Source organism: Ruania halotolerans (assembly GCF_021049285.1).
GTDB classification, from domain to species: Bacteria; Actinomycetota; Actinomycetes; order Actinomycetales; family Beutenbergiaceae; genus Ruania; species Ruania halotolerans.
In genome coordinates this window covers 3,291,148-3,315,129 of record NZ_CP088017.1, presented here as the reverse complement: position 1 = coordinate 3,315,129, position 23,982 = coordinate 3,291,148, and the positions used below count along the sequence as shown (strand labels likewise).

Here is a 23,982-nt window from a genome sequence, read left to right as displayed (position 1 = left end):
CTGATCGGTGGACCCCGGCGTCCACCGGCGCTCCACCGCACCCTGGCCGTGTGGTCGATTCGGATCACCTGGCCCGGCGACAGGCTGGAGCCATGGCAATCATCGAAGTCCAGGACCTCCTCAAGCGCTACGGCAGTCATACGGCCGTGAACGAGGTGAGCTTCGCCGTCGAGCAGGGTGAGATCTTCGGCATCCTGGGGCCGAACGGCGCGGGAAAGACCACCACGGTGGAGTGCATCGAAGGCTTGCGCCGCCCGGACGGCGGGACGGTCCGGGTGGCCGGGTTCGATCCGCAAGACGAGGCCGGCGAGCTTCGCCAGCTCCTCGGTGCGCAGCTGCAGGAGAGCGAGCTGCCGGACAAGCTCCGGGTGAGTGAACTGATGCGGCTGTACAGCTCGTTCTATCGTCACCCCGCTGACTGGCGAGAACTGATCCACTCGCTGCGCCTCAACGACAAGCTCGGTACCCAGTTCCGGCACCTCTCCGGAGGGCAGAAGCAACGGCTCTCGATCGCGCTTGCGATGGTCGGCAACCCCCGCGTGGTGGTGCTGGACGAGCTCACCACCGGTCTGGACCCGCAGGCCCGGCGGGACACCTGGGACCTTATCGAGCGGATCCGGGACCGCGGCGTGACCATTCTGCTGGTCACCCACTTCATGGAAGAAGCCGAACGACTCTGCGACCGGCTCGCGGTCATCGACTCCGGCCGAATGGTGGCCATTGACACTCCTGCCGGCCTGGTCTCCCGGGTAGGCGGCCAGCAACGTCTGACGTTCCGGCCGTCGCAGCCGGTGGACCACTCCACGCTGAACGCACTGGAGGAGGTCACCAGCGTCGACGAGGTGGGCGGCCAGCTCGTCATTACCGGCACCGGTGACCTGCTCTTCGCCGTGACCACCGTGCTCACCCGAAGCCAGATCACCGCAGCCGACCTACGGCTCGAACAGACCTCGCTGGATGACGCATTCGTCGCGCTCACCGGCCGCACCATCGAGAACTGAGGAGACCACCATGCGAGCTCTGCTGCGCCTGACCAGCGCCGAGACGACAATGTTCCTGCGCGAACCGCTCTCGGTGATCTTCGCGGTCGCGCTCCCCCCTGTCCTGCTCATCGTGTTCGGGGTGATCCCCTCCTTTAACGAGCCCGACCCGGACCTCGGCGGCGTGCGGATCATCGACCTGTACCTGCCGATCATCATCGCGATGGCCATCGCGATGGTGGCACTGGCCAATCTGCCTCAGCACCTCGCGACCTATCGCGAGAAGGGTGTGCTGCGGCGAATGCGCACCACGCCGATCACACCAACCGTGCTGCTCGGTGCGCATCTGCTGATGTGCGTGCTGGTCACCGCGATCACCTCGCTCGCAGTGCTCACCCTCGGCGCGCTTGCCTTCGACGTGGCCCTGCCGCAGAACCTGCTCGGCTACCTGCTCGCGTTTGCGCTGACGGCGCTGGCCACGCTCTCCGTCGGTCTGCTGGCCGCCTCCTGGGCGCCGGGCGGCACGAGCGCTTCCGCGATCGGATTGGTGTCCCTGTTTCCGCTGCTGTTCTTCGCCGGGCTCTGGGTGCCTCGAGTCTCGATGTCCGAGGTGCTGCGCACGATCAGCGACCTCACCCCGCTGGGCGCCGGTGTGCAAGCATTGGACGACGCCGCCGCCGGCGGTTGGCCGCAACTGGTCCACCTCGCGGTCCTGGTGGCCTGGACGATCGTGGCCGGCGGGCTGGCGGCGCGAACATTCCGTTGGGAGTAGGGCCGTGAGTGGAGTCGACCGGTGAGCACCGAGGCCGACCTCCGTGCACGGGCCGAGACCGCGGAGCGCCGCGACGCAGCGCTGATCCGGGTGCTCCCGTTCGCTCTGCTTGCGGTCAGTACCCTGATCACCCTCGGTGAGCCGTTGCCGGTGAACCGTCCGCTCGTGCTCGCGCTGACGGTCGCCGCGGCACTCTGGCTGGGCGGCTTCGTGGCCCTGTACCCGCGCCGCCAAGCCAGCCGGCTGCTGATGGGCGGGTACTACGCCGGTCTGATGGTGCTCGCCGGGGTGCTGGTTGTGATGGCCCCCTGGTACGGCATCTTCGCGATCATCGGCTGGGCGCACGCCTTCGAGTGCCTCGGTGGTGCCTGGCGTTACGTCGGCGCCACGCTGACGTCGATGATCATGGCGGTGACCTACTTGGGCGGCATGAGTCGGATCGACGCCGATGAGTGGTGGTTGTGGCTCTCGATCAGCGCCCTGGGGGCGGTGCTCTCGTCTGCCTGCCTCTATGGGGTGCAGCAATGGATCGACCGCTCGCAACTACAGCAACAGGCGCTGTCCGCCCTGCATCAGGCGAACCTTCGGCTCGAGGAGGCCGCAGACGAGAACGCCGGCCTGCATGCCCAGTTGCTGGTGCAGGCGCGGGAGGCCGGGGTGCATGACGAACGGCAGCGGATGGCGCGCGAGATCCACGACACGCTCGCTCAGAGCCTCGCCGGGATTCTCACTCAGCTGCAGGCCGCGGAGCAGTCGGGCACCGATCCGGCGGGCCGGCCGCACCTGGCGAAGGCGATGAAGTTGGCCCGGGAGGGCCTGACCGAGGCCCGCCGCACCGTGCACGCGGTCGAACCCGAGCTGCTTGCCGAAGCATTGCTGCCGGAGGCGATCAACGACGTCGCACGGAAGTGGTCTCAGGCGCACCGGGTCGAGGCCGTGCTGACCACCACCGGTGACCCTCGCCCGATGCACACCGAGGTGGAGGTCACGCTGCTGCGCGCGGCTCAGGAGAGCCTGGCGAACGTGGCCAAGCACGCCCGTGCCGGTCGTGTCGGGATCACCCTGTCGTACATGGCCGATCTGGTCACCCTGGACGTACGTGACGACGGCGTGGGGTTCGTTCCACAGGTCAGGGCCGGTGGGCAGGCCAGGGCGGACGGGCAGGCCCGTGACGGCGGCTTCGGGCTGATCGGGATGCGTCGCCGGGCGCAGCGGCTCGCCGGCCGCGTGGAGATCGAGTCCGAGCCCGGCGGCGGAACCGCGATCTCGGTATCCGTGCCGGCGATCCCGGTCGGGGGTGAACGATGATCTCGGTGCTGATCGTGGACGACCACCCGGTCGTGCGGGACGGCCTGCGCGGGATGTTCAGCGCTGACCCTCGGTTCGAGGTGCTCGGCGAGGCGGCTGACGGCAGCGAGGCGGTCGCGGCCGCCGAGTCGCTGCGGCCGGACGTGGTGCTGATGGATCTGCGGATGCCCAGGATGGACGGCATCGCGGCGATCAGGGAGCTCAGTGCCCGGAGCATCCCGGCGCGGGTGCTCGTGCTGACCACCTATGACACCGACGGCGACGTGCTGCCGGCGATGGAGGCCGGGGCTACTGGCTACCTGCTCAAGGACGCGCCGAGGGAGGAGCTGTTCCGGGCGGTGGAGGCAGCCGCAGCCGGGAGCGCGATCCTCGCCCCGGGGGTGGCCGCCCGGCTGATGGGGCAGATGCGGCGCCCTGCCGCAGAGCCGCTCTCCCGGCGCGAGCTGGAGGTGCTGGAGCTGATCGCCGGCGGCTACACGAACCGGGAGGCGGCCAAGCACCTGTTCATCAGCGAGGCGACGGTGAAGTCGCATCTGCTGCACGCCTACGCCAAGTTGGGAGTGAACGACCGGGCCGCCGCAGTGGCCGCCGCGTTCTCGCGTGGCTACCTGGGCCCGCCACGGTGAGGCGGGCCTGGTGAGCTGGGCCTGGTGAGCTGGGCCCGCCACGGTGAGCTCCGGGGTCGTGGGTGGCTCGCACCGTGGGGCCGCTGGCGCACCGGCTCACGCTTGCCTGCCTGGCAGACTAGCGGTGTGAACTACTACCCGGGGCGCGCCATCGTCGATCTCGACGCGATCCGCGACAACGTCATCCGGCTACGCGAATGTGCGCCGACCGCCCAGGTGATGGCCGTCGTCAAGGGTGATGCCTACGGGCACGGACTCGTGCCCGCCGCGCGGGCCGCCCTGCGAGGCGGTGCGACCTGGCTCGGCGCCGCCCAAGTGCCCGAGGCGCTCGCGCTGCGCGCGGCCGGAATCACCGCCCCCGTGCTCACCTGGCTGTACGGCCCCGGCGCCCCGCTGGCCCAGGTGATCGAGGCCGATATCGACATCTCCGCGCCCGCCCCGTGGGCACTCGCCGAGATCGCCGACGCCGCCCGGGCCACCGGCCGCGCGGCGCGGGTACATCTGAAGGTGGATACCGGCCTGGCCCGCGGCGGCTCGTTCCTGGAGGACTGGACCGCGATGTTGCACGACGCCGTCCGGTGGCAGGCCGACGGTGTGGTCACCGTGGTGGGCGTGTGGTCCCACCTGGCCCGTGCGGACGAGGTCGATCACCCCAGTGTGCTCGACCAGTTCGACGTGTTCGCCGAGGCGGTACGCCGGGCCGAGGCGGCCGGCGCCGCGCTGGAAGTGCGGCACCTGGCGAACTCCGCGGCCACGATCTCCGTGCCCCAGGTGCACTACGATCTGGTCCGCCCGGGGATCGCGGTCTACGGGCTCTCCCCGATGCCCGTGACGCACCCATCTGCCGAGGTCGGCTTGGTCCCCGCGATGCGGTTGGAGGCCGACCTGCACGTGGTCAAGGATGCCGGCCCCGGGCAGGGTGTCTCGTACGGCCACACCTACACCACCTCCTACCCGACCACCTTGGCCACCGTGCCGCTCGGGTACGCCGACGGCATTCCGCGCAGGGCCAGCAATGTGGGCCCGGTACAGGTGGCCGGACACCAGGTCCGGATCGCCGGCCGGGTGTGCATGGACCAGTTCGTGCTGGACGTGCGGGATCTGCCGGTGTCCGCGGGTGATACCGCGGTCCTTTTCGGCAACGGCTCCGCAGGTGAGCCGACAGCGCAGGACTGGGCGGACGCCGTCGGCGGAATCAGTTACGAGATCGTGACGCAGATCGGGCCGCGGGTGCCGCGGATCTACCGAGGAGAAGGTGCATGACAGCTCAGACCGGTGTGAGTGTCCAACTCGGAGATGCCGAGGCGACCACGGCGTTCGGTCGCCGCCTGGCAGCGTTCCTGCGCGCCGGGGACCTGGTGATCCTCACCGGTGACCTCGGTGCGGGTAAGACGACCCTCACCCAGGGCATCGGCGATGGTCTCGGCGTTCGCGGCCGCGTCGCTTCACCCACCTTCATCATTGCCCGCGAGCACCAGCCCATCGGCGACGGGCCGGGACTCATTCATGTGGACGCCTACCGGCTCACCTCGATCGCGGAGGTCGACGCACTCGACCTGGACAGTTCCCTGGAGGAAGCGGTGACCGTGGTCGAGTGGGGCGCTGGGCTGGTCGAAGGACTGGCCCAGGACCGACTCGAGATCGACCTCGTGCGCCCCCGCGGCGGCCGCGCCGTGGATGCGAACGAGGACCAGCCCCGCCGTGTCGAGCTGCGGGGTATCGGTGACCGGTGGGCCGGGGCGGCCCTCCACGAGCTCGCCGAGCGCGCGTAAAGTATGGGCGTGACTCTCCTGTGCTTGGACACCTCGGACGGCGCCGCCGTCGCCGTCGTGCGTGACGGCGCCACGCTGGCCGCGGCTCGCAGTGCTGATCCGCGCCGCCATGTGGAGACGCTGACGCCGATGATCGTGGCCTGTCTCACCGGGGCCGAGGTGACTCCCGATGAGATCACCGCCGTGGCCGTGGGCACCGGCCCGGCGCCGTTCACCGGACTACGCGTGGGCCTGGTGACTGCGCGGACCTTCGCACTTGCACAGGGGATCGACGTGTATGGGGTGAGCTCACTCGATGCTCTCGCTGATGAGGCTCTCGATGAGACTGGCGGGCCCGAGTTGCTGGTGACCACCGATGCGCGGCGCCGGGAGGTGTATTGGGCCCGCTACCGGCGCACTGCCGACAGGGACGTGCAGCAGGTGGCCGGCCCCGGGGTGGACTCCGCCGTGACGGTGGCTGCCGACCATGCAGATCTGGTGGCAGCCGGCCAGGTGCTCGGGCGCGGGGTCGCTCTCTATCCGGAACCTCTCGCTCCGGAGGTCAGTGAGGAGGAGCGAGCCAAGCGCTCAGCCCTGATCGTGGATCCCGCCCGACTCGGGCAACTCGCGGCAGCCCGTGCCCAGCGGGGCACCAGCCAGCCGACCGACGCGCTCTACCTGCGCCGGCCCGACGTGCATATGAGTCCACCACGCCGCGCCCCGATGTCATGACAACGCGGCCCGCCCTCGGATTGCGCCCGCTCTCGGCCGCTGACCTGGACGACGTGATGGCGCTTGAACCGGAGTTGTTCGGGCAGGGCGCGTGGAGCAGGGCGGTCTACGCCGAGGAGCTCAGCCGCTCCGACCGGATCTACCTGGCAGCCACGCAGGACGACGCACTCGTCGGCTACGCGGGCCTGGCCACCGGGCCCGATGCCACCGTGATGACGATCGGCGTGGCACCGGCGCATCGCCGGCGTGGGCACGCCGCCAGGATGCTCGCCGAGCTCATCGCTCATGCGCGCTCCTGCGGCGCCGAGTCGCTCTTCCTGGAGGTACGTGCCGATGACGACGGAGCAGCAGCCTTGTACCGGTCGTTCGGGTTTGCTGCGCTGGGGATTCGCCGCGGTTATTACCAACCGGAGGGCGCGGACGCCGTGGTGATGCGGCTACCGTTGAGCACGCAGGGCGCCGGACCCGGGCCCGTGGGGGCTGAGACGATCGAGGAGGATACCCGGATGGCTGATCGTGACGCCCGCAGCAGCGTCCTGATCTCGGCTGCGGACCTGCATGACCTTCTCGAGCGTTCCGAGCGTGTGGTGGTGCTGGACGTGCGCTGGTCGCTCGCAGAACCGGACGGGCGCAAGTTCTACATCGCCGGGCACATCCCCGGTGCGCAGTTCGTGGACCTCGATCGAGATCTCGCCGGGCCGCCCTCGAGTGAGGCCGGGCGCCACCCATTACCTGAGGTGACTGATCTCCAGGCCGCCGCGCGGCGTTGGGGGATCGATGACGGCGACCCCGTGGTGGTCTACGACGATACCGGTGGCACATCGGCCGCTCGTGCCTGGTGGCTGCTGCGCTGGGCCGGACTGGTCGATGTGCGGATCCTCGATGGCGGCCTGCACGCCTGGAGCGAGAACGGCGGGATCCTCGAGGACGGGGAGGTGCTCGTTGGGCCGGGGACGGTCACTCTCTCGGCGGGCCACATGCCCGTCGCGGACGCCGATGCCGCCGCCGCTGCCCCGGTACGGGGAGTGCTCCTGGACGCCCGAGCGCGGGACCGGTACGCCGGGGAGACCGAACCGGTCGACCGGCGCGCCGGACACATCCCTGGCGCCGTCAGTGCTCCGACGGCCGAGAACCTGGACGAGGCGCAGCGGTTCCGCACGGGTGAGGAGCTTGCCGAACGCTTCGTCTCCGTCGGTGCGCCCGAAGCGGGCGAGGTGGTGGTCTACTGCGGTTCCGGGGTCACGGCCGCGCATGAGGTGGCGGCGCTCGCGGCGATCGGAGTGCCCGCCCGCCTCTACGCCGGATCCTGGTCCCAGTGGTCGGCCGATGACGCCCGCCCGGTCGCCACCGGGTTCCCCGGCGGTCGGCGGGCGTAGGCTTGGCGGCCATGGCAACAGTGCACGACGACGCCCCACTCGTCCTGGGAATTGAGACCTCATGTGACGAGACAGGGGCCGCCCTGGTTCGCGGCGAAGAGCTCCTGATCGACGTCACCGCGTCGTCCATGGACGAACATGCCCGCTTCGGCGGCATCGTGCCGGAAGTGGCGAGTCGAGCGCACCTGGAGGCATTCGGCCCCACGCTGATGGCCGCCGTCGACCGGGCCGGACTGACGTTGGCCGACATCGACGCGGTGGCGGTCACCTCGGGCCCTGGCCTGGTGGGCTCGCTCACCGTGGGCGTCGCCGCGGCGAAGTCCCTCGCGCTCGGTCTCGGCGTACCGCTGTATGGGGTGAACCACATCCTCGGTCACGTGGCCGTGGACGCGCTCGTGGACGGGCCGTTCCCGGAGGAATTCCTCGGCCTGGTCGTCTCCGGCGGTCACTCCAGCCTGCTGCACGTGCGCGATATCGCCACCGATGTGGTGGAGCTCGGCCAGACGCTGGACGACGCAGCCGGGGAGGCGTTCGACAAGGTGGGGCGGCTACTCGGACTTCCCTATCCGGGTGGTCCGCACGTGGACAAGCTCGCCCAACAGGGCGATCCGGCGGCGTTCGCGTTCCCGCGGGGACTGTCCAGGCCGAAGGACCTCGCCACGCACGCCTACGACTTCTCCTTCTCCGGGCTGAAGACGGCGGTGGCCCGGGTGGTGGAAGGCTTCACCGATGACAGCCTCGAGGTACCGGCCGCCGACGTCGCCGCCTCCTTCTCCGAGGCCGTCGCCGACGTGCTGGTGACCAAGACACTCGCCGCGTGCACTGAGCGGGGCGTGCGATGCGTGGTGATCGGGGGCGGGTTCTCCGCCAACAGCAGGCTGCGCTCACTGGCCACTGAGCGGTTCACCGCAGCGGGGATCGACGTGCGGATCCCGCCGATCAGGTACTGCACCGACAACGGCGCGATGATCGCCGCACTCGGCTCGGCCGTGGTGGCGGCAGGACTGCCGCCCTCGGACTTCGCGATCACGATCGACTCGCAGATGCCCCTGACGCAGGTGCTGGCGACTGCATGACGGTCCGGGGGACTCGCACGAGGTCGGTGACCAGGAGGTCATGGCGACCCAGTCACCTGACCGCACTGGCCGCCGTCGGGGCGCTCGCTCTGGCGGCGTGTACCCCACCGGACGGATCAGGTGAGCCCACGCCGTCGGAGACTGTGCCCACGGCTGAGCCGAGCACTGATATGCCCTCCGAGACTCCGAGCCCCACCTCGACTGCCGAACCTCTGGGCTGGGGGCCCACTGAGGATGAGGTGGACGACGCGATCGCTGTGGCCGCGGAGATGACGCCGGAGGACGTGGCCGGGCAGGTGATCCTCGCGCGGTTCCCGGGAACCGAACCGGCTGATGCCGCGGCTGTGCTGAGTGCGGATCACCTCGCCGGCGTGGTGGTGTTCGGGGGCAACGTAGCCTCGGCCGAGCAGGTGGCCGACACTGCTGAGGCCGTGCAGGAAGCGCAGGGCGAGTTGGGGCGGGACTGGCCGGCGATCATCGCAGTGGACAACGAGGGCGGGCTCGTGCAACGGCTCTCGGCCGCGACGGGGGACTGGACATCGTTCCCGCCGTTCATGGCTGCCGGTGCTGCCGATGATGCCGACGTGGTGACCGCGGCGGCGGAGGCGATGGCCACTGAACTGCGTGCGACCGGCATCAACTACGACTTCGCACCCGTGGCGGACGTGACGATCGGTGCTGCCGACCCCATCATCGGTGACCGCTCGCCCTCGGGGGACCCGGAGCGAGCCGCCCGTGCGGTGACGGCCGCGGTCCAGGGTTTCGCCGATGGGGGTGTCCTGTCCAGCCTCAAGCACTTCCCCGGGCACGGCTCCCTGACGGTGGACTCGCACGAGGACCTGCCTACTCAGAGCGCGAGTGCCGAGGAGTTGGCCGACCGTGATCTGGTCCCATTCCAGGTGGGTGTCGACGCCGGAGCGCCGACGGTGATGATGGGCCACATCGCGGTGGAGGCGTGGGACCCGGGTGTGCCCGCGTCCCTGTCGCCGGAGGCGTATCAGGTGCTCCGCGAGGACCTCGGTTTCACCGGGGTGGCGATCACCGACGCACTCGATATGGGCGCACTCACCCAGACGCGGACCAGTGACGAGATCGCCGTGGAGGCACTCGCCGCCGGGGCGGACCTGCTCCTCGGGCCGGTGGATGTGGCCGAAGCGCAGCACGGGATCGTATCGGCGCTCGAGGACGGGTCGCTGGACCGCGAGCGGGTGAATGAGGCCGCCGGGCGGGTGATCGCCCTGATGCGGTGGCAGGCGGATGAGGCCGAGCGGATCGGACCAGTCTCCGTGGCGGAGTCGGACTCCGGCGGGGCTGCCTCGCAGGCGCTGAGCGCTGCAGCGGTCACCGTGGTGCAGGGTACCTGTGGGGGCGCGCTCGCGGGTCCACGGATCCACGTGCGGGGTGGTACCGCGGATGATTGGGACGCCTTCGTGGACGCGGCGGAGCAGGTGGGCTTGCAGGTGGTGCCCCTGGAACAGCCTGCGGATACGAGCGTTCGGCTGCTCACCTCTGTCACGCCCAGCGGGACGGCGGATGTGGCGATCTCCCTGGACGCGCCGTGGTTGCTGACGGGGACTGATGCGCCGGTGCGGATCGCGGCCTTCGGCCGGACCGCCGGGGCGTTCGAGGCGGTGGCTGCGGTGCTGGCTGGGGACGCTCCGGCCCCTGGGAGCCTACCGATCGAGGTCGATGGGCTGGCGGCAACCTCCTGCTGAGAGGCGTCGTTCGTCATCTTGCGCCGCCCCCTGCGTCATCTCACCCCGCTCACCCCGCCCCGCGCAGACCCGAGGCCCTCCAGGGGCCGAAAGTGTGATCCCCCGGAGCCCAATGGGCCGAATATTCGGCCCTGCCGCTGCGCGTTCCCACTGTGGTGCTGATCCGATGTACCCAGTGCGTCAGATCAGCACCGGAGAGCGGTGGTACCGAGTGGTTGCGTGTCTTCGCCTCGCCAGGTACCTTGTGACGCATGGTACCTGGCGAGGAGAGCATCCTCACGAACTTGAGGCGCGGTGCGCTGGAGTACTGTGTGCTCGCGTCGCTGCGTGGTGGGGCCTCGTACGGCCGGGACATTGCCCGGCAACTCACGGACGACGGGTTGCTCGCCGGCGGGGAGGGCACGCTCTATCCCCTGCTCGCCCGGCTGCGCAAGTCCGGGATGGTCGAGACTCGCTGGCAAGAGTCCACGTCTGGGCCGCCGCGCCGCTACTACACGGTCACACCCGACGGCGAACGTGCCCTGGACGTGTTCGTCCGGGCTTGGGAGCCGTTTCGCACGGCCGTCGACACCACCTTGGGGAAGGGGAGCTCATGACATCCGCGATCGAACGGACGCAGCGCTATCAGGATGATCTGGCCCGGTTGCTCGCGGCCTTGGAGCCGGCCGAGCGGGCGGAGGTGCTGGACTCCGTGCGTGAGCACATCGACGCCGCATTGGCCGAGGTGGAGGCCGAGCCCACTGACGAGGACGTGAACCGCATCCTCTCCGGGCTCGGCTCGCCGGGCGCGGTCGCGGAGGCGGCGTTGGCGGAGCGGCCAGATCCAGCGCCGAGCGTACTCCCATCTTCTCGAGGGTACGGCGATGCGTGGCGGGAGCAGCTGATGCGACGGTGGGTTCCGCCCACCGTGACGGTCGGGCTGTTCCTCGTCGGCCTTGTCTCGATCAGCCCTGCGGGATGGCTTCCGTTGGCCGCGCTGATCGCTCTCCTGATCTGCTCCAGTCTGTGGACAGTACCGGAAAAAGTGATTGGCGCACTTGTCCCGTCGATAGGGCTCCCGATGGCCACGATCGGCATCATCACCGGAGCGGACCGGGTTCTGATCCCGGGGCTCGTGCTTCTGCCGGCTGCGCTCGCCGTGCTCGTTCTGATCGGCATCCGCGGCGGCAGACGCGCCGCTCAGCACGCTCGCGCAACCGCCGCGAGTCCCACCTGGAGAGAGAACTCATGACAACGACCACCGATCGCACCAGCCGCTACCTGGACGACCTCGCTCGCCTTCTCGACAGCCTGGAACCGGCAGAGCGCGCCGAGGTGCTCGACTCCGTCCGCGAACACATCGACACCTCTCTGGCTGATCTGGAGGGTGAACCGAACGAGGCCGACGTGGACCGCATCCTGTCCGAGCTCGGTGCCCCAGGTGCTGTGGCCGAGGCAGCGTTGGCTGATCGGAGCACCTCCGGCGCTGAGTACACCGGGCCGGACCGACCGGCTCCGAAACGCCCCGCCCTCAGCCGTGGCTGGGTGCCCCCGGTCGCGTTGCTCGGCATCGTCCTCGGCGCGCTCGGTGCCCCGCTCATCGTGCCGGTCGTCGCGCTCATTGCCGGGATCGTCCTGCTGTGCTTGTCACCGCTGTGGCAGCCTGGGCAGAAGGCGCTCGGTGCGATCGGCATTCCGCTCGGCTTGGTACCGGTGCTCCTTGCGCTGCTGATCGTGACGTGGGCGTCCGGCGGTCCTGACGCCGGGCTGAACGCCTGGGCGGTGATCGTGCCGGCCGGGGCGGTCCTCGCGCTGGCCATCGCCGGCTACCTGCTCGTGGTCGGCGTCCGGCGAGCCTCCCGCTGGGAGTTGCCGACTACCTAGGGGGAGCTGCTAGGAAGGGTCCAGCGGCCGGCCAGCGTGAAACTCCCGCACGAGGTGCCCCACCACCGGCCCCAGGTCCCCGGGCGCTGACGCTGCCGCGATCACCCGCTGCCGGGCCGCCGAGCCCCCGGTGCGGATGATCTCCTGCACCCCCATGAGTTCCCGCGTGCAGCCTAGATCGTCGGCGATCGGCGCCACATCCTCCAGCACCGCCCCGAGCGCATCGGTCACCAGTTCCTCATTGCCTGCCTCGTCCAGGATGATGATCGCCTCCATCCCGTACCGGGCCGAGCGCCACTTGTTCTCGGCCAGGAACCACGAGGGCATCTGCGGCAACGGCTCGCCGGCATCGATCATCCGGGAGAACTTCTCCACCAGGCAGTGCGTGAGTGCCGCGACCGCCGAGAGCTCCAGCGCGTTCGAGACGCCGTCGCAGATGCGCATCTCCAGGGTGCCGAATTTCGGAGAGGGCCGCAGATCCCAGCGCACCTCGTCGAAGTCGTCGATCACGCCGGTGAGCAGCATGTCGTCCACATACCGCTCCAGGTCCGCCCAGGTGCGCAGCGTGGTGAACGGAAGTCCCGCCGTCGGCAGCTGTTGGAAGAGCAGGGCGCGGTTGGAGGCGTAGCCGGTGTCCCGCCCATCCCAGAACGGCGACGATGCCGAGAGGGAGAGCAGGTGCGGGTAGTACGAGAGCAGCGCACCGAGGATCGGCAGCACTTTGTCCCGGCTCTCGATGCCCACGTGTACGTGCACGCCGTAGATCAACATCTGACGGCCCCACCACTGGGTGCGATCGATCAGGGTGGCGTAGCGCTGCTTGTCGGTGACCTTCTGCGAACCCCAGTGCCCGAACGGATGGGTGCCCGCGCACATCAGCTCCACCCGCAGCGGCTCGGTGACCTCGCGCACGAGTGCCGTGCTGGCGGCCAGATCGGCCATCGCTTCCGGCACGTCGGTGCACACCCCGGTCACGATCTCGACTGTGTTCAGCAACAACTCCTGCCGAATGGTCGGGTGCTGTGTGCCGTCCGCCGGGGCCACGGCGTCCAGCACGGTCTGGGCCACCTGCCGCAGATCCCCGGTGTCGGTGTCCACCAGGGCGAGCTCCCACTCGATCCCCAGAGTGGAGCGCGCCGAAGGGGAGAAGTCGATCGTCACGCGGTCATCTTCGCATCGCAGACAGACCTGCGCTGCCCGCTACACCGGTTCGACCACGAGCACACTCTGTTGGCCTCGCAGCCGGGTGAGCACGATCGTCGCCTCGTCCTGCCCACGCAGCGCCAGCTGCTGGCGCAGCTGATCGGGCACGACGGCGGTGCCTCGCTTCTTGATCGTGAGCCGTCCCACGTTCCGCGTGCGCAGGTAGGCACGGAGCCGCTTCAGTCCGAAGTCGAAGGAGTCCAGCACCCGATAGCCGACGGCGAACGGTGTGTCCTGGAGGGTCTGTGTGGTGATGTAGGCGATCGATTCGTCCACGAGGGTGCCCTCGAGCAGCTCGGCCGTACGCGCCACCAGTCCGGCGCGGATCACGGCACCATCGGGTTCGTACAGGTACGCGCCCAGATCGCCCACCGGCGCCTGCGCAGCGCGCGCATCGGCATCGCCGGGGGCGCTGAGGAGGTGCTCCTGCCCGCCGGTCAGCAGCAGGGCGCTGCGGCCTGCACCCTCGGGTGCCAGATCGCCGAACCACAGGCCTGCCTCCACCACGGCGCGGTCCACGCTCACCCACTGTGCATGCGTCTGGGAGGGCAAGGCGGTGTAGGGGATGCCGGGGCCGACCTTGAGGCCGAGGTTCGGCACCTGCTCGCGCAGGCCGAGCAGAGTGTCCAGGTCAGGGGAGTACGCGCGAGGATCGAATACACGGGCACCGGACCGGGTGCGCCGGGCTGGGTCGGCGAACACGGCATCGATGCCCTCGGACCGTAGGTCGATCGCGGTGGCATCTCCGAGCCGCACTTGGGCGTGGTCGAAGGCGCGCAGGTTCACCGTGGCCAGCGCCGCTGTCTCCTCGTCGAGCTCGACGGCCAGCACGCGCAGTCCGAGCCCGGCCATGGCCATCGCGTCTCCGCCGAGCCCGCAACCCAGATCGGCGATATGGGTGGCCCCGGCGTCGGCGTACCGGCGCGCGTGCCGGGCGGCCACTGTGAGGCGGGTGGCCTGTTCGAGTCCGCTGTCGGTGAACAGCATCTCGCTCGCGAACTCGCCGAACTTAGCTCGGGCTTTCGTGCGCAACCGGCTCTGCGTGAGAGCGCCGGCCACCAAGCCCGCGTCCAATCCGCGTGAGCGCAATCCTTCGGCCAGCTGGAGGGCCTGCTGCTCCTCATACGGGGGCAGCTGGGAGAGCAAGGTCCACCCTTCCGGGGAGAGCAGCTGGGCGAGTGTTCGACGGTCCACCGTTCGATCCTGTCATGACCCCCGGGTACCTCACCCCATCGGTGCCCCTCGCTCGTACGCGCGAAAGCCGCTACCGTGCGCGCTGTGACCAATCAACCGCCGAACCAGCCAGGACCGGGATACCACCCCGTCGCGCCGCCGACTCAGGGTCAGTACGCGCCGCCGAGCCAGTACCCGCAGCAGGGTCAGCAGTCGCAGCAGGGTCAGTACGCGCCGCCGAGCCAGTACCCGCAGCAGAGTCAGTACCCGCACCAGCAGGCACCGCAGGGCATGCCGCAGCAGTATCAGGCGAGCTACGGCGGGGCTCCCAACCCTGGACGGTCCTCCTATAGCGCCGGCCCGCAGTATCACCAGCCACCGGCACCAGTGGCGGTGACACCGCCATCGGCCCAGTACGCACCCGCGGCGCAACAGCCGTGGGCGCAGCCGGGTCGATTCCGGCCGCGTCGCAAGCGACGGGTGATCTTCGAGATCATCCTGCTCTCGCTCGGCACACTCGGCGTGCTATCCATCGTGGCACTGATGGCGATGGGAATGGGAGTCGGCAGCATCGTCGTCGCCTCGATTCTCTCCCTCATCCCGCTCGCCATCGTCGGCGCTGCGGTGCTCTGGGTGGACCGCTGGGAACCCGAACCACGACTGCTGCTCGCCGCCGCGTTCGTCTGGGGTGGTGGCATCTCGGTGTGGCTCGCCAGTTTGATGAACGCACCGATCGGGTCACTCCTCGGCAATGCACTCGCGCCGTCGATGCCCGCTGAGGTCATGCCGGCCATCTTCGGGGCTCCGGTGGTGGAGGAGTGGTGGAAGGGGCTCGGCGTCCTGTTGATCTTCCTGCTCCGCCGGCGCCAGTTCAACGGGCCGGTCGACGGGATCGTCTACGCCGCCGTCATTGCCGCGGCCTTCGCGTTCGTGGAGAACATCCAGTACCTGGGGGGCGCGGGAGACGACGTGGCGTTCACCTTCATCATGCGCGGCCTGGCTTCCCCGTTCGGGCACCTGATCTACACCGCGTGCATCGGTGTGGCACTTGGTGTGGCCTCGCGGCAGAAGAGCAAGTGGGCCTGGCTGTGGCTGATGCCGCTCGGCTATCTCGGCGCGATCGCTCTGCATGCCGCGTGGAACGGCTTCGCCAGCTATACCCAGTCGCTCGCGGATATCGCCGCGTTGTTCGTCTTCGTGAACTGGCTGCCGCTGGTGGTCTGGGCGATCATCCTGGTGTGGTTGCGCAAGAACGAGGTGAAGCTCGTCGGCCAACGGCTCAGCGAGTACGTTCCGTCGGGGTGGCTCGTTCCTCAAGAGGTCGCGATGTTGACCTCGCTGCAGGGACGCCGTCAGGCGAAGGCCTGGGCAGCACGGGGCGGACCTGCCGCCGCCACGGCCATGAAGAAGTTCCAGAAGGCTGCCGTGGCGCTGGCCTACGCCCGTCAGGATCTGCACACCGGGCATGTCGGCATCCGAGCCCGGCAGGACGAATTGGCGCTCCTGGAGCAGATCGGGCAGACCCGAGCACAATTCAAGGCCGCGCTCGGCGTCTGAGGAGGCGGGAGGGCTCAGCTGAGGACTTCGCGCATCGCCGCCACGGCAGCGCCTCGCGCATAGAGACCAAACGCAAACGGTGGTCGCTCGACGACAACTTCGGCGACATCTCCTTGCTCAAGGAACTCCGCCATCGCTGCATACATCGCCTCCGGGGCGAGATCGATCATGTCGACGCCTTCCCCCATGATCGCGACCACCTCCGGGTCGAAGGCGTTGACCGATTCCGCCACGACGGCGCCCAGCGCCCGAGCGGCGTCGTGGAAGGCGCGTAGCGCCTCGTCATTGCCCTTGCGCGCATCGGCCAGGGCACGGGTGTACTCGCCAGCGCCCACGCCCGCATTGTGTTCGATGGCGGGGATGGTCACGAAACTGTGCGTGCAGTCCACGTGGCCGTTCTCGCATCGTCGGCCGCGCCCACCGATCCGGGTGTGGCCCACCCGGCCGGCGCGGCCGTGCGTGCCAGGGTGCAACGTGCCGTCTATCACCACTCCGGAGCCGATCCCTGCACCCACACCGAAGACGACCAGCGAACGGTGACTGCCGTCGGTCCCGAACCAGTGATGCGCACCCGTCAACGCATGCACATCGTTGACGACTGTGGCGTGCAGTGAGGTCGCCTCGCTCACCAGTGGTCCCAGGGCCACGGCGTCCCAGCCGAGGAAGTTGGATTGGTGCAGAATGCTCCCTTGCGGCGACGAGGTGACGTCCCCCGCCACGGCGATCCCGACGGCGGCGACGTCGGCCAGATCAGGGCCGAGCGACCGGATGGACGAGGCGATCAGGGCGACCACCTCGCCGACGTCGCGGGAGTGCAGCGCCATCGATGTCTCCAGCACCGGCTGCGCAAGTAAGTCGGTCACGACGAGGTACATCGTCTCGGCGGTCAGCTTGATCCCGACGAAATGGGCGGCGTCGCTACGAAGGTGCAGTGACTCGGCCGGCCTGCCCCGCCCACCCAGGGCGAGCGATGGGCCCTCGGTGATCAGACCTGACTCGATCAACCCGCGCGTGATCCGGGACAGGCTCGTGCGGGAAAGGCCGAGGCGCTCCGCGATCCGTACCCGTGGCAAGGAACCGTGCACCAGCAATTCCAGCAGGACCCGGCGTTCGGTGTCCGGGAGGGCCGGCCAGCGGTGCAGGTCCGGCGTGGATGGATGCACGACCATAGTTTATGACCGCTGCCCCGCGCCCTCGTTGGTGAAGTCGTCTGCCGTCAGCTCGATACCCTCGCTCGGGACCAGGCGCGAGACCAGGGCGCCGCCCCAGCGAATGCGAACTTGCGCCGTACCTGCCCGGGCACGCAGCCGCACGTGGGTCAGGGCGCCACCCGCCCAGGCGAGGTCGACGATCACACCGGGCCTCGCGATGAGGCCGCGTGCGTTCCCGGTGTGCAGCGACGGTGGGAGGGCGGGGAGGAGTTCGATGTCCTCGTGGCTCTGCAGGATTGCCTCGGCGATCAGAGCAGGCATACCGAGGTTGGCATCGATCTGGAAGGGCGGGTGTGCGGCGAACATGTTCGGATAGAGGCCGCCCGCGAACGGTCCGGTCAGCGCCTCGGCGTCGCGGAACAGCAGGCGCAGGAGTGTCTCGACCCGATCACCACGCCCGAGTCGCGCCCAGAGCAGCCCCTTCCAGACCAAGGACCACCCGGAGGATTCGTCCCCGCGCTGATCCAGGCTGACCGCCGCCGCCCGCCGGGCGGCGGGTGACCACCGTGCGGTCCCGGGGTAAAGACCCACCAGGTGGCTCACATGCCGGTGGTGCGGATCCATGGCGGTCCGCTCCTGCGACCACTCCACAATCGCCCCGTCGGCGCCGATGAGGGGCTCGGCGGGTAGCTCGGTGGCACGGGTGCGGCTGGCGCGAACCACATCGTCCTCCACACCGAGGAGTTCGCCGATACGCACCGCCGCGTGGCAGGCCGCAACGGCGAGGGTGAGGTCCATCGTGCTCGTCGTATCGAGCGCTCCCTCGCCGCCGTTGGACATCCGATAGGTATTCTCCGGAGAGGTGGCCGGTGCACTGAGCCAGCCACCGGCGCCATCGGGCTGAACCCAGTCCAGGACGAATGCTGCCGCACCGCGTACCGCCGGCCACAGCCGCTGCAGCGTCGCGTCATCGATCGCGCCGAACTCCACGGCGTCGAGAACGTGCAGGACCAGCCACGGCGCCGCGAACGGCCAGGCGGTCCACCGCGCATCGCCGTGTCCACCGCCCACTGGTGCGCTGAGTAGCCACGCATCGGAGTTGTGGTGCGCCACCCACCCTCGTGTTCCGTAGAGCCGGGCAGCCGTCCCAGTCCCTGCCTGGGCGAGCGCGACGATGAGATCGAAGAATGGTGCGGCGCACTCGTCCAGTGCGGTGGGGTGCGCCGCCCACATGTTCATCTGTGCGTTGATGTTGAGGGTGTAGTTCGAACTCCATGGCGGCTGCATCTCGTCATTCCAGATGCCCTGCAGTGTCGGAGGCAGCGAGCCTGGGCGGGCGCTGGACAGAAGGAGGTAGCGACCGAAGTCGAACACCGTGGACACCAGGCCAGGGTCGGCGGCGAGGGGGCCCGCGGGATGGCTCTCGGCCCTGCGCAGACGGTGATGAGTCGGCAGATCGCGAAGCTGTCGGTCGGACTCGGCACCACTGAGGTCGATGCGGACCCGATCGAACCGTGGCCGGTAGTCCTCGGCGTGCGCCGCCGCGAGGCCATCCCAGCCGAGTGCGAGTGCCGCTGTCACGCGGGCTCGCGCCCGTTGTGCCGCATCATGAGCGTCGCCGGCAGGCGGGCTCCCGAGCGTGGTGTACGTCGTCTCCGTGGCGACGACGACGATCGTGCCAGTCCCGTCGCGGTGGATCCCGGCCACCACCGCCCCCTCGAGTGCGGCGCCCGGCACGTCCGACCATGTGATGGGGGTGGCATCGGGCTCATGAGTGGGTGCCACGTCTGCGGGCAGCCGCACGAGGAGCTCGGCTCCCTCAGCGGACCCAGCACGTCCGATGACGTGATGCGGCGTCTCGAGGCCGATGGTCTCCAGTGGCGTGCCCTCGATACGGTGCACCAGCACCCCATGTGGTGCGGAGACGAACGTCTCCTCCCGAACATGGCCGGACCGGACATGATGAACAGCGCTCGCCAGATCCAATTCACGGCGGTAGCTCGGGTCTTCGGGAAGAGTCCGGGTGAGCAACAGTCGTGCGAACGGCAGGAACGCCTGGGAGTAGGGCACTTGCATGGGTGCCAGAGCGGCGGCCGCGGCCAACGGCTCGGCGCTGCGCAGAGCCGTCCGGGCTCGGTCGAGGTGGTCGGCGGCGCTCGCGGCATCCAGAAGCCCGCCAGCAGCCTCGCTGTTCGGCGAGCCAGACCAGGCCGTGTCGTCGTTCAACCGGATCGTGGCGGTGGACAGACCGCCGTCGAGCATGGCGCCGAGCTGCCCGTTTCCGAGCGGGAGGCACTCCAGCCATCGGGAGGCGGGCGCGTGGTACCGAAGCGTCGACATGCCGCTAGCCTCGCACGCTGCCAGCGGTGAGCCCGGCCTTCCAGAATCGTTGTAGGGAGAGGAACACGATCGCAATCGGCACCACGGAGACCAGCGAGCCGACCACGGTGAGGATCTGCAAACCGGGGATTGTGATCGATGCTTGGCTCCATCCAGTGAGCCCGACCGTCAGCGGCATCAGCTCCTGATCGGTGAGGACGAGCAGCGGCAGGATGTAGCTGTTCCAGCTGCCGAGGAAGGCGAACAGCAGCACCGTCACCAGGCCGGTAGCGAGCAGGCGTAGCCCGATTGAGCCGAAGATGCGGAACTCACCGGCGCCGTCCAGGCGGGCCGCTTCGACGAGTTCGAGCGGGACTGCTGATTGGGCGAAGATGAAGCACAGCAACACGCCGAAGGGATAGACCAACGCCGGCAGCAGCAACCCCGCGTAGGTGTTGTCCAGACCGAGGGTGACCAGCAGCACGTACGTCGGTTGCGCGATCACCGTGCCCGGGACCAGCAGGCTGGCCAGGACCACGGAGATCAGTGCTGCCCGGCCGCGAAAGCGGTACACGGCGAGGGCGTACCCGGTGATCGCGCAGACGAAGGTGGTCAGTGCCGAACCGATCACGGAGTAGATGATGGAGTTCAGGCCCCATCGCCAGAAGATGCCGCCGTCGTAGGTGCTCAGGGCGTAGAGGTTGTCGAGCAGGTGGAAGTCCGCGAACGCGAATCCTGGAGTGGAGAAGAGGTCCCCAGTCGACTTCGTCGAGGCGATCACCAGCCAGAGGACGGGCACCAGGAAGTAGATGGCTGCGACCGCCATCACGGCGGTCACCGCAATCATCCACCCGCGGCTGACGCGGTCCCCGTTCACGAAGACGGTCCGGGCTCGCCGCGGGCCGGCAGGTGATGGTGGAGTGGTGCCGGCGGGAGGTGGGGACGTAGTGCCGGCGATGGGTGGGGATACCGGCGCGTTGCTAAATGCCATCAGCTGCTCGATTCGTCGTGCGCCGGTTCGCTGCCAGGACGAGCAGCGATACCACCAAGGTCGCCAGGCCGAGGATGACGGCCATGGCAGAGGCCAGGTGTGGGTCCTTGCCCAAGGTGGAGGCCGCGTAGATCGCCATATTGGGCGTGTAGTCGCTGGGGATGTTGGAGGTGATGGTCTGCAGCACCTGTGGTTCGTTGAACAACTGCAGCGTGCCGATGATCGAGGAGAGCGTGGTCAGCAGGATCGCCGGAGAGATCATCGGCAGCTTGATCTGTAGTGCGGTGCGCAACTCACTGGCACCGTCGATCCGTGCCGCCTCGTACATCTCCCGCGGTACCGACTGCAGGGCAGAGAACAGGATGATCATGTTGATCCCGATCAGCGACCACAGGCTGATGTTGGCGATGGACCACAGGACGATGCCGGGGGAAAGCGGGTTGACGTCGAGACCGATGCCTGCAAAGAACTGCAGGATCGGGCTAACCGACGGTTGGTACAGGAAGCCCCACAGGAGTGCGGCGATCACACTCGGCACCGCGTAGGGGAGGAACACGCTGAACTGGAAGAAGCGGCGCGCCTTCACCAGTGCCGTATCGAAGAGCAGCGCGAGGGTTGCCGCCACGGCCATCATGACCGGCACCTGCACCGCCCCGTACAGGAGCACCCGAGGGAACCCGGCCAGGAAGTCACGATCGGCGAAGGCACGGAGGAAGTTGGTCAAGCCGACGAACTCGATGCTCGATCCTCCGAAGCCGAGCCCGCTCGACTGGCGGGAGAACAGGCTGTTCACGATCGCGACGCCGATCGGGGCGATGAGGAACACGATGAACAGGAGCACGAAGGGGGCGACGAAGACATACGGTGCCCACGGGCTCCCGGCGCCGGAGAACCGGCGCCGGGGAGTCGTGGTGGCAGTGCCGTCGGTCATTCTGCGACCTGAAGCCCGCGCGCTTGAAGATCGGCGACGGCCGCTTCCTGGGTCACGTCGAGCGCCTCGAGGAAGGTCTGCTCACCGTTGACCACCCTGGCGAACTCATCGAGGATCGTCGTCTGGATGAACCCGAAGTTCGGCCCTTCAACCCAGGTGGCCGGCGTGTTCTCGGCAGAGGAGATGAAGACCTCGTTGATGACCTGGCCGCCGTAGAACTCGTTCTCCTGAAGCAGCGCCGGCGAGGCGAGCCCGTTCTGCGTCGACGGGAACAGCCCACCGACTGTGATGAGCGCCTCCTGGGTCTCGTCCGATCCGTTCAACCAGCTGGCGAACTCGGCGGCCGCGGCCGGGTTCTCGGCGTTCTTCAGCACGACCACGGCTGCGCCACCGGAGTCCCCGGAGTTGTCGGACCCGGCATTCGTGGGAAGTGGAGCGACCGCCCAGTCTCCCGACAAACCGGAGGCATTCTCGGCGAGAATGCTGGGGAACCATGCGGCATAGGAGATGGTGGCGATCGTCCCGTCGTTCACGAGCGACCAGTACTCCGGTGTCCACATCTGTTCGGTCGTCACGAGGTCTTCGTCGAGGAGCGTCTGCCACCGCTGTGCCACGAGCTGGCTTCCGGCGTCGTTCACCCCGACGGTCCAGGCGTCGCCGTCAATGCCGTACCAGCTGCTCTCGGCTTGTTGGATCTCCTGGAGCCACTGACCCATTTCGCTGGGGGACAGATTGGCGATGTAGCGCTCCGGGTCCGCGGCCTGCAGCTCACGGGCGGCATCGAGGTACTCCTCCCACGTGGTCGGCACCTCGATCTCGTGTTCGGCGAAGATGTCGGTGCGGTACATCGTGGCTGCGGGCCCGATGCCCTGGGGCACCCCGAAGACGCGGCCGTCGAAGCTGACCGACGCCCACGATGCTGGGGTGTAGTTGTCTTCGTCGTCTGCGACGTACTCGGTGATGTCCTGGACACGCTCGGAGATCACATAGTCGGGCAGGTCGTGTGTGCTGAGCTGGACGAGATCGGGCCCGGAACCCGCGTCCACTGCGGCCTCAACCTTCTGACCGTCATCGCCAGTCATCCGATGAAAGTTCACCTGGATATCCGGGTTCTCGTCGTTCCACTGGGTGACGAGGTCCTCCAATCCGGGGACCCAGCCCCAGAAGTCGACCTCGACCGGCTCAGTGGAGGTACGTGGACCTTCCTCCGGAGAGCAGGCGGCGATCCCTGCGAGCGCGAGAGCACCCGCGGTCATCGCTGTTGCCACACGGAATACCGGGCGGCGGGTGCGGTCCTGTGCAGTCATCGAACGTTCCTTCCAGACAACTCTGTCGGTCTCCGGCGGCGCGGCATCGACGCCGGGGCGAGCCGAGGGAGAGTGAGCGGGAGTGGTAGCCTCGGCGTGGTTATTTTGTGCTGTATAGAAACAAAAAGTCAAGCCGATTCGACCAAGACATCGGATGATTCGCTGGAGGTCTCACAGATATGGCACTCACCCGCACCGATCTGCCCCTCGAGGACTTGCGGGCGTACTCGCCTGATCTCCCGGAACCTGCCGACCTCGAGGAGTTCTGGGCGCAGTCCATCGCGAGCGCTCGGGCACACGACGCCCGGCCACAGATCGCGCCGGTGGGGGAGCCGTTCCGCGAGTTGATCGTGGAAGATCTCGAGTTCGCAGGTTTCGCTGGGGATCCGATTCGTGGCTGGATCACCCGGCCCCGCGGTGCGCGTTCGCTACCCACAGTGGTCGAGTTCGTCGGCTACGGCGGCGGTCGCGGACTACCGGGCGAGAAACTCGCCTGGGCGGCGGCCGGGTTCGTGCACGTACTGATGGACACCCGCGGACAGGGCAGCGGCTGGGGCACTGGCGGTGACACACCCGACCCGCACGGCGCAGGCCCGGCGACGCCTGGATTCATGACCCGTGGGATCCTTGCGCCCGAGGACTACTACTACCGCCGGGTGTTCACCGATGCCGTGCGACTGGTCGATCACGTCGTGGAGATGCCGTGTGTGGATCCACGCCGGATCGCGGTCACCGGGGCAAGTCAAGGGGGCGGGATCGCCATCGCCGCCGCGGCGCTCTCCGAGCATGTGGCTGCCGTACTTCCCGATGTGCCGTTCCTGTGCGACTTCCCTCGGGCGATCACCCGCACCCCGGAGGCCCCGTTCACCGAGATCGCCCGATTCCTCTCCGTCCATCGCGATCAGGTGGAGGCGGTCACTCGCACGCTGTCGTACTTCGATGGCGCCGTCCTCGCCCGGCGAATCGAGGTACCGGCGCTGTTCTCGGTCGCGCTGATGGACGAGATCGTGCTCCCATCCACCGTCTTCGCTGCCTACAACCGGGTGCAGAGCGCTGACAAGCACATCGAGGTGTACGGCTTCAACGGCCACGAAGGCGGCGCCTTCCGCCAGTGGCACCGTCAGGTGGAGTGGCTACGTTCCCGTTTGTGA

The 23,982-nt window shown here is 68.6% G+C and carries 22 protein-coding genes; 15 read left to right on the top strand and 7 right to left on the bottom strand.

Annotated features, from left to right (window positions below; all coding sequences use genetic code 11):
• Positions 1-92: 92 nt before the first annotated feature.
• The 13 genes from LQF10_RS14860 to LQF10_RS14795 all read left to right on the top strand — a co-directional run bounded on the left by LQF10_RS14860 (position 93) and on the right by LQF10_RS14795 (position 12,199).
• Positions 93-1,001: an ABC transporter ATP-binding protein gene (locus LQF10_RS14860; RefSeq protein ID WP_231064605.1), complete on the top strand. Its 909-nt coding sequence runs from the start codon at positions 93-95 to the stop codon at positions 999-1,001.
• Between the two features lie 10 nt (positions 1,002-1,011).
• Complete coding sequence (locus tag LQF10_RS14855; protein WP_231064604.1) at positions 1,012-1,752, top strand: ABC transporter permease; 741 nt, start codon at positions 1,012-1,014, stop codon at positions 1,750-1,752.
• Between the two features lie 21 nt (positions 1,753-1,773).
• Positions 1,774-3,060 carry a sensor histidine kinase gene (locus LQF10_RS14850; RefSeq protein WP_231064603.1) on the top strand — a complete coding sequence of 429 codons (1,287 nt, stop codon included), beginning with the start codon at positions 1,774-1,776 and terminating at the stop codon, positions 3,058-3,060.
• On the top strand, positions 3,057-3,686 hold the full coding sequence (locus tag LQF10_RS14845; RefSeq protein ID WP_231064602.1) for a response regulator transcription factor: 630 nt from the start codon (positions 3,057-3,059) through the stop codon (positions 3,684-3,686). Before LQF10_RS14850 ends, LQF10_RS14845 begins: the two co-directional genes overlap by 4 nt.
• A gap of 126 nt (positions 3,687-3,812) precedes the next feature.
• Positions 3,813-4,949, top strand: a complete 1,137-nt coding sequence (alr, locus tag LQF10_RS14840) for an alanine racemase (protein ID WP_231064601.1) — start codon at positions 3,813-3,815, stop codon at positions 4,947-4,949.
• Positions 4,946-5,458, top strand: a complete 513-nt coding sequence (tsaE, locus tag LQF10_RS14835) for a tRNA (adenosine(37)-N6)-threonylcarbamoyltransferase complex ATPase subunit type 1 TsaE (RefSeq protein WP_231064600.1) — start codon at positions 4,946-4,948, stop codon at positions 5,456-5,458. Before alr ends, tsaE begins: the two co-directional genes overlap by 4 nt.
• A gap of 9 nt (positions 5,459-5,467) precedes the next feature.
• Positions 5,468-6,169, top strand: a complete 702-nt coding sequence (gene tsaB / locus LQF10_RS14830) for a tRNA (adenosine(37)-N6)-threonylcarbamoyltransferase complex dimerization subunit type 1 TsaB (RefSeq protein ID WP_231064599.1) — start codon at positions 5,468-5,470, stop codon at positions 6,167-6,169.
• Positions 6,166-7,545, top strand: a complete 1,380-nt coding sequence (gene rimI, locus LQF10_RS19490) for a ribosomal protein S18-alanine N-acetyltransferase (RefSeq protein ID WP_354002591.1) — start codon at positions 6,166-6,168, stop codon at positions 7,543-7,545. The genes tsaB and rimI overlap by 4 nt, the downstream gene beginning before the upstream one ends.
• Before the next feature lie 11 nt (positions 7,546-7,556).
• A complete protein-coding gene (gene tsaD / locus LQF10_RS14815; RefSeq protein WP_231064598.1) occupies positions 7,557-8,621 on the top strand; it encodes a tRNA (adenosine(37)-N6)-threonylcarbamoyltransferase complex transferase subunit TsaD in 1,065 nt (354 codons plus the stop codon).
• A 26-nt stretch (positions 8,622-8,647) separates the two neighbouring features.
• On the top strand, positions 8,648-10,336 hold the full coding sequence (locus tag LQF10_RS14810) for a glycoside hydrolase family 3 N-terminal domain-containing protein (RefSeq protein WP_231064597.1): 1,689 nt from the start codon (positions 8,648-8,650) through the stop codon (positions 10,334-10,336).
• 251 nt (positions 10,337-10,587) lie between these two features.
• Positions 10,588-10,932, top strand: a complete 345-nt coding sequence (locus LQF10_RS14805; RefSeq protein WP_231064596.1) for a PadR family transcriptional regulator — start codon at positions 10,588-10,590, stop codon at positions 10,930-10,932.
• Positions 10,929-11,567, top strand: coding sequence for an HAAS signaling domain-containing protein (locus LQF10_RS14800; protein ID WP_231064595.1), 639 nt, complete (start codon positions 10,929-10,931; stop codon positions 11,565-11,567). Before LQF10_RS14805 ends, LQF10_RS14800 begins: the two co-directional genes overlap by 4 nt.
• Complete coding sequence (locus LQF10_RS14795; RefSeq protein ID WP_231064594.1) at positions 11,564-12,199, top strand: DUF1700 domain-containing protein; 636 nt, start codon at positions 11,564-11,566, stop codon at positions 12,197-12,199. Before LQF10_RS14800 ends, LQF10_RS14795 begins: the two co-directional genes overlap by 4 nt.
• A gap of 9 nt (positions 12,200-12,208) precedes the next feature.
• Here the strand turns inward: LQF10_RS14795 and LQF10_RS14790 are convergent, their stop codons facing one another.
• Positions 12,209-13,360, bottom strand: a complete 1,152-nt coding sequence (locus LQF10_RS14790) for a glutamate--cysteine ligase (RefSeq protein ID WP_231064593.1) — start codon at positions 13,358-13,360, stop codon at positions 12,209-12,211.
• Positions 13,361-13,399: 39 nt separating this feature from the next.
• The gene (locus tag LQF10_RS14785; protein ID WP_231064592.1) at positions 13,400-14,596 is read right to left on the bottom strand and encodes a class I SAM-dependent methyltransferase; all 1,197 of its coding nucleotides are present in this window, start codon (positions 14,594-14,596) and stop codon (positions 13,400-13,402) included.
• 84 nt (positions 14,597-14,680) lie between these two features.
• Here LQF10_RS14785 and LQF10_RS14780 point away from each other — a divergent pair, with 84 nt between their 5' ends.
• Positions 14,681-16,132, top strand: a complete 1,452-nt coding sequence (locus LQF10_RS14780) for a PrsW family intramembrane metalloprotease (RefSeq protein WP_231064591.1) — start codon at positions 14,681-14,683, stop codon at positions 16,130-16,132.
• A gap of 14 nt (positions 16,133-16,146) precedes the next feature.
• Here LQF10_RS14780 and LQF10_RS14775 read toward each other — a convergent pair whose 3' ends face one another.
• The 5 genes from LQF10_RS14775 to LQF10_RS14755 all read right to left on the bottom strand — a co-directional run bounded on the left by LQF10_RS14775 (position 16,147) and on the right by LQF10_RS14755 (position 22,831).
• Complete coding sequence (locus LQF10_RS14775) at positions 16,147-17,295, bottom strand: ROK family transcriptional regulator (protein WP_231064590.1); 1,149 nt, start codon at positions 17,293-17,295, stop codon at positions 16,147-16,149.
• A 9-nt stretch (positions 17,296-17,304) separates the two neighbouring features.
• Positions 17,305-19,623, bottom strand: coding sequence for a glycosyl hydrolase family 95 catalytic domain-containing protein (locus tag LQF10_RS14770; RefSeq protein ID WP_231064589.1), 2,319 nt, complete (start codon positions 19,621-19,623; stop codon positions 17,305-17,307).
• 4 nt (positions 19,624-19,627) lie between these two features.
• Positions 19,628-20,449 (bottom strand): carbohydrate ABC transporter permease, encoded by an 822-nt coding sequence (locus tag LQF10_RS14765; protein WP_231064588.1) that lies wholly within the window; start codon positions 20,447-20,449, stop codon positions 19,628-19,630.
• Between the two features lie 133 nt (positions 20,450-20,582).
• On the bottom strand, positions 20,583-21,524 hold the full coding sequence (locus tag LQF10_RS14760) for a carbohydrate ABC transporter permease (RefSeq protein ID WP_231064587.1): 942 nt from the start codon (positions 21,522-21,524) through the stop codon (positions 20,583-20,585).
• Positions 21,521-22,831: an ABC transporter substrate-binding protein gene (locus tag LQF10_RS14755; protein ID WP_231064586.1), complete on the bottom strand. Its 1,311-nt coding sequence runs from the start codon at positions 22,829-22,831 to the stop codon at positions 21,521-21,523. Before LQF10_RS14755 ends, LQF10_RS14760 begins: the two co-directional genes overlap by 4 nt.
• 179 nt (positions 22,832-23,010) lie before the next feature.
• On the opposite strand from LQF10_RS14755, the gene LQF10_RS14750 reads away from it, so the two are divergent.
• The gene (locus LQF10_RS14750; protein ID WP_231064585.1) at positions 23,011-23,982 is read left to right on the top strand and encodes an acetylxylan esterase; all 972 of its coding nucleotides are present in this window, start codon (positions 23,011-23,013) and stop codon (positions 23,980-23,982) included.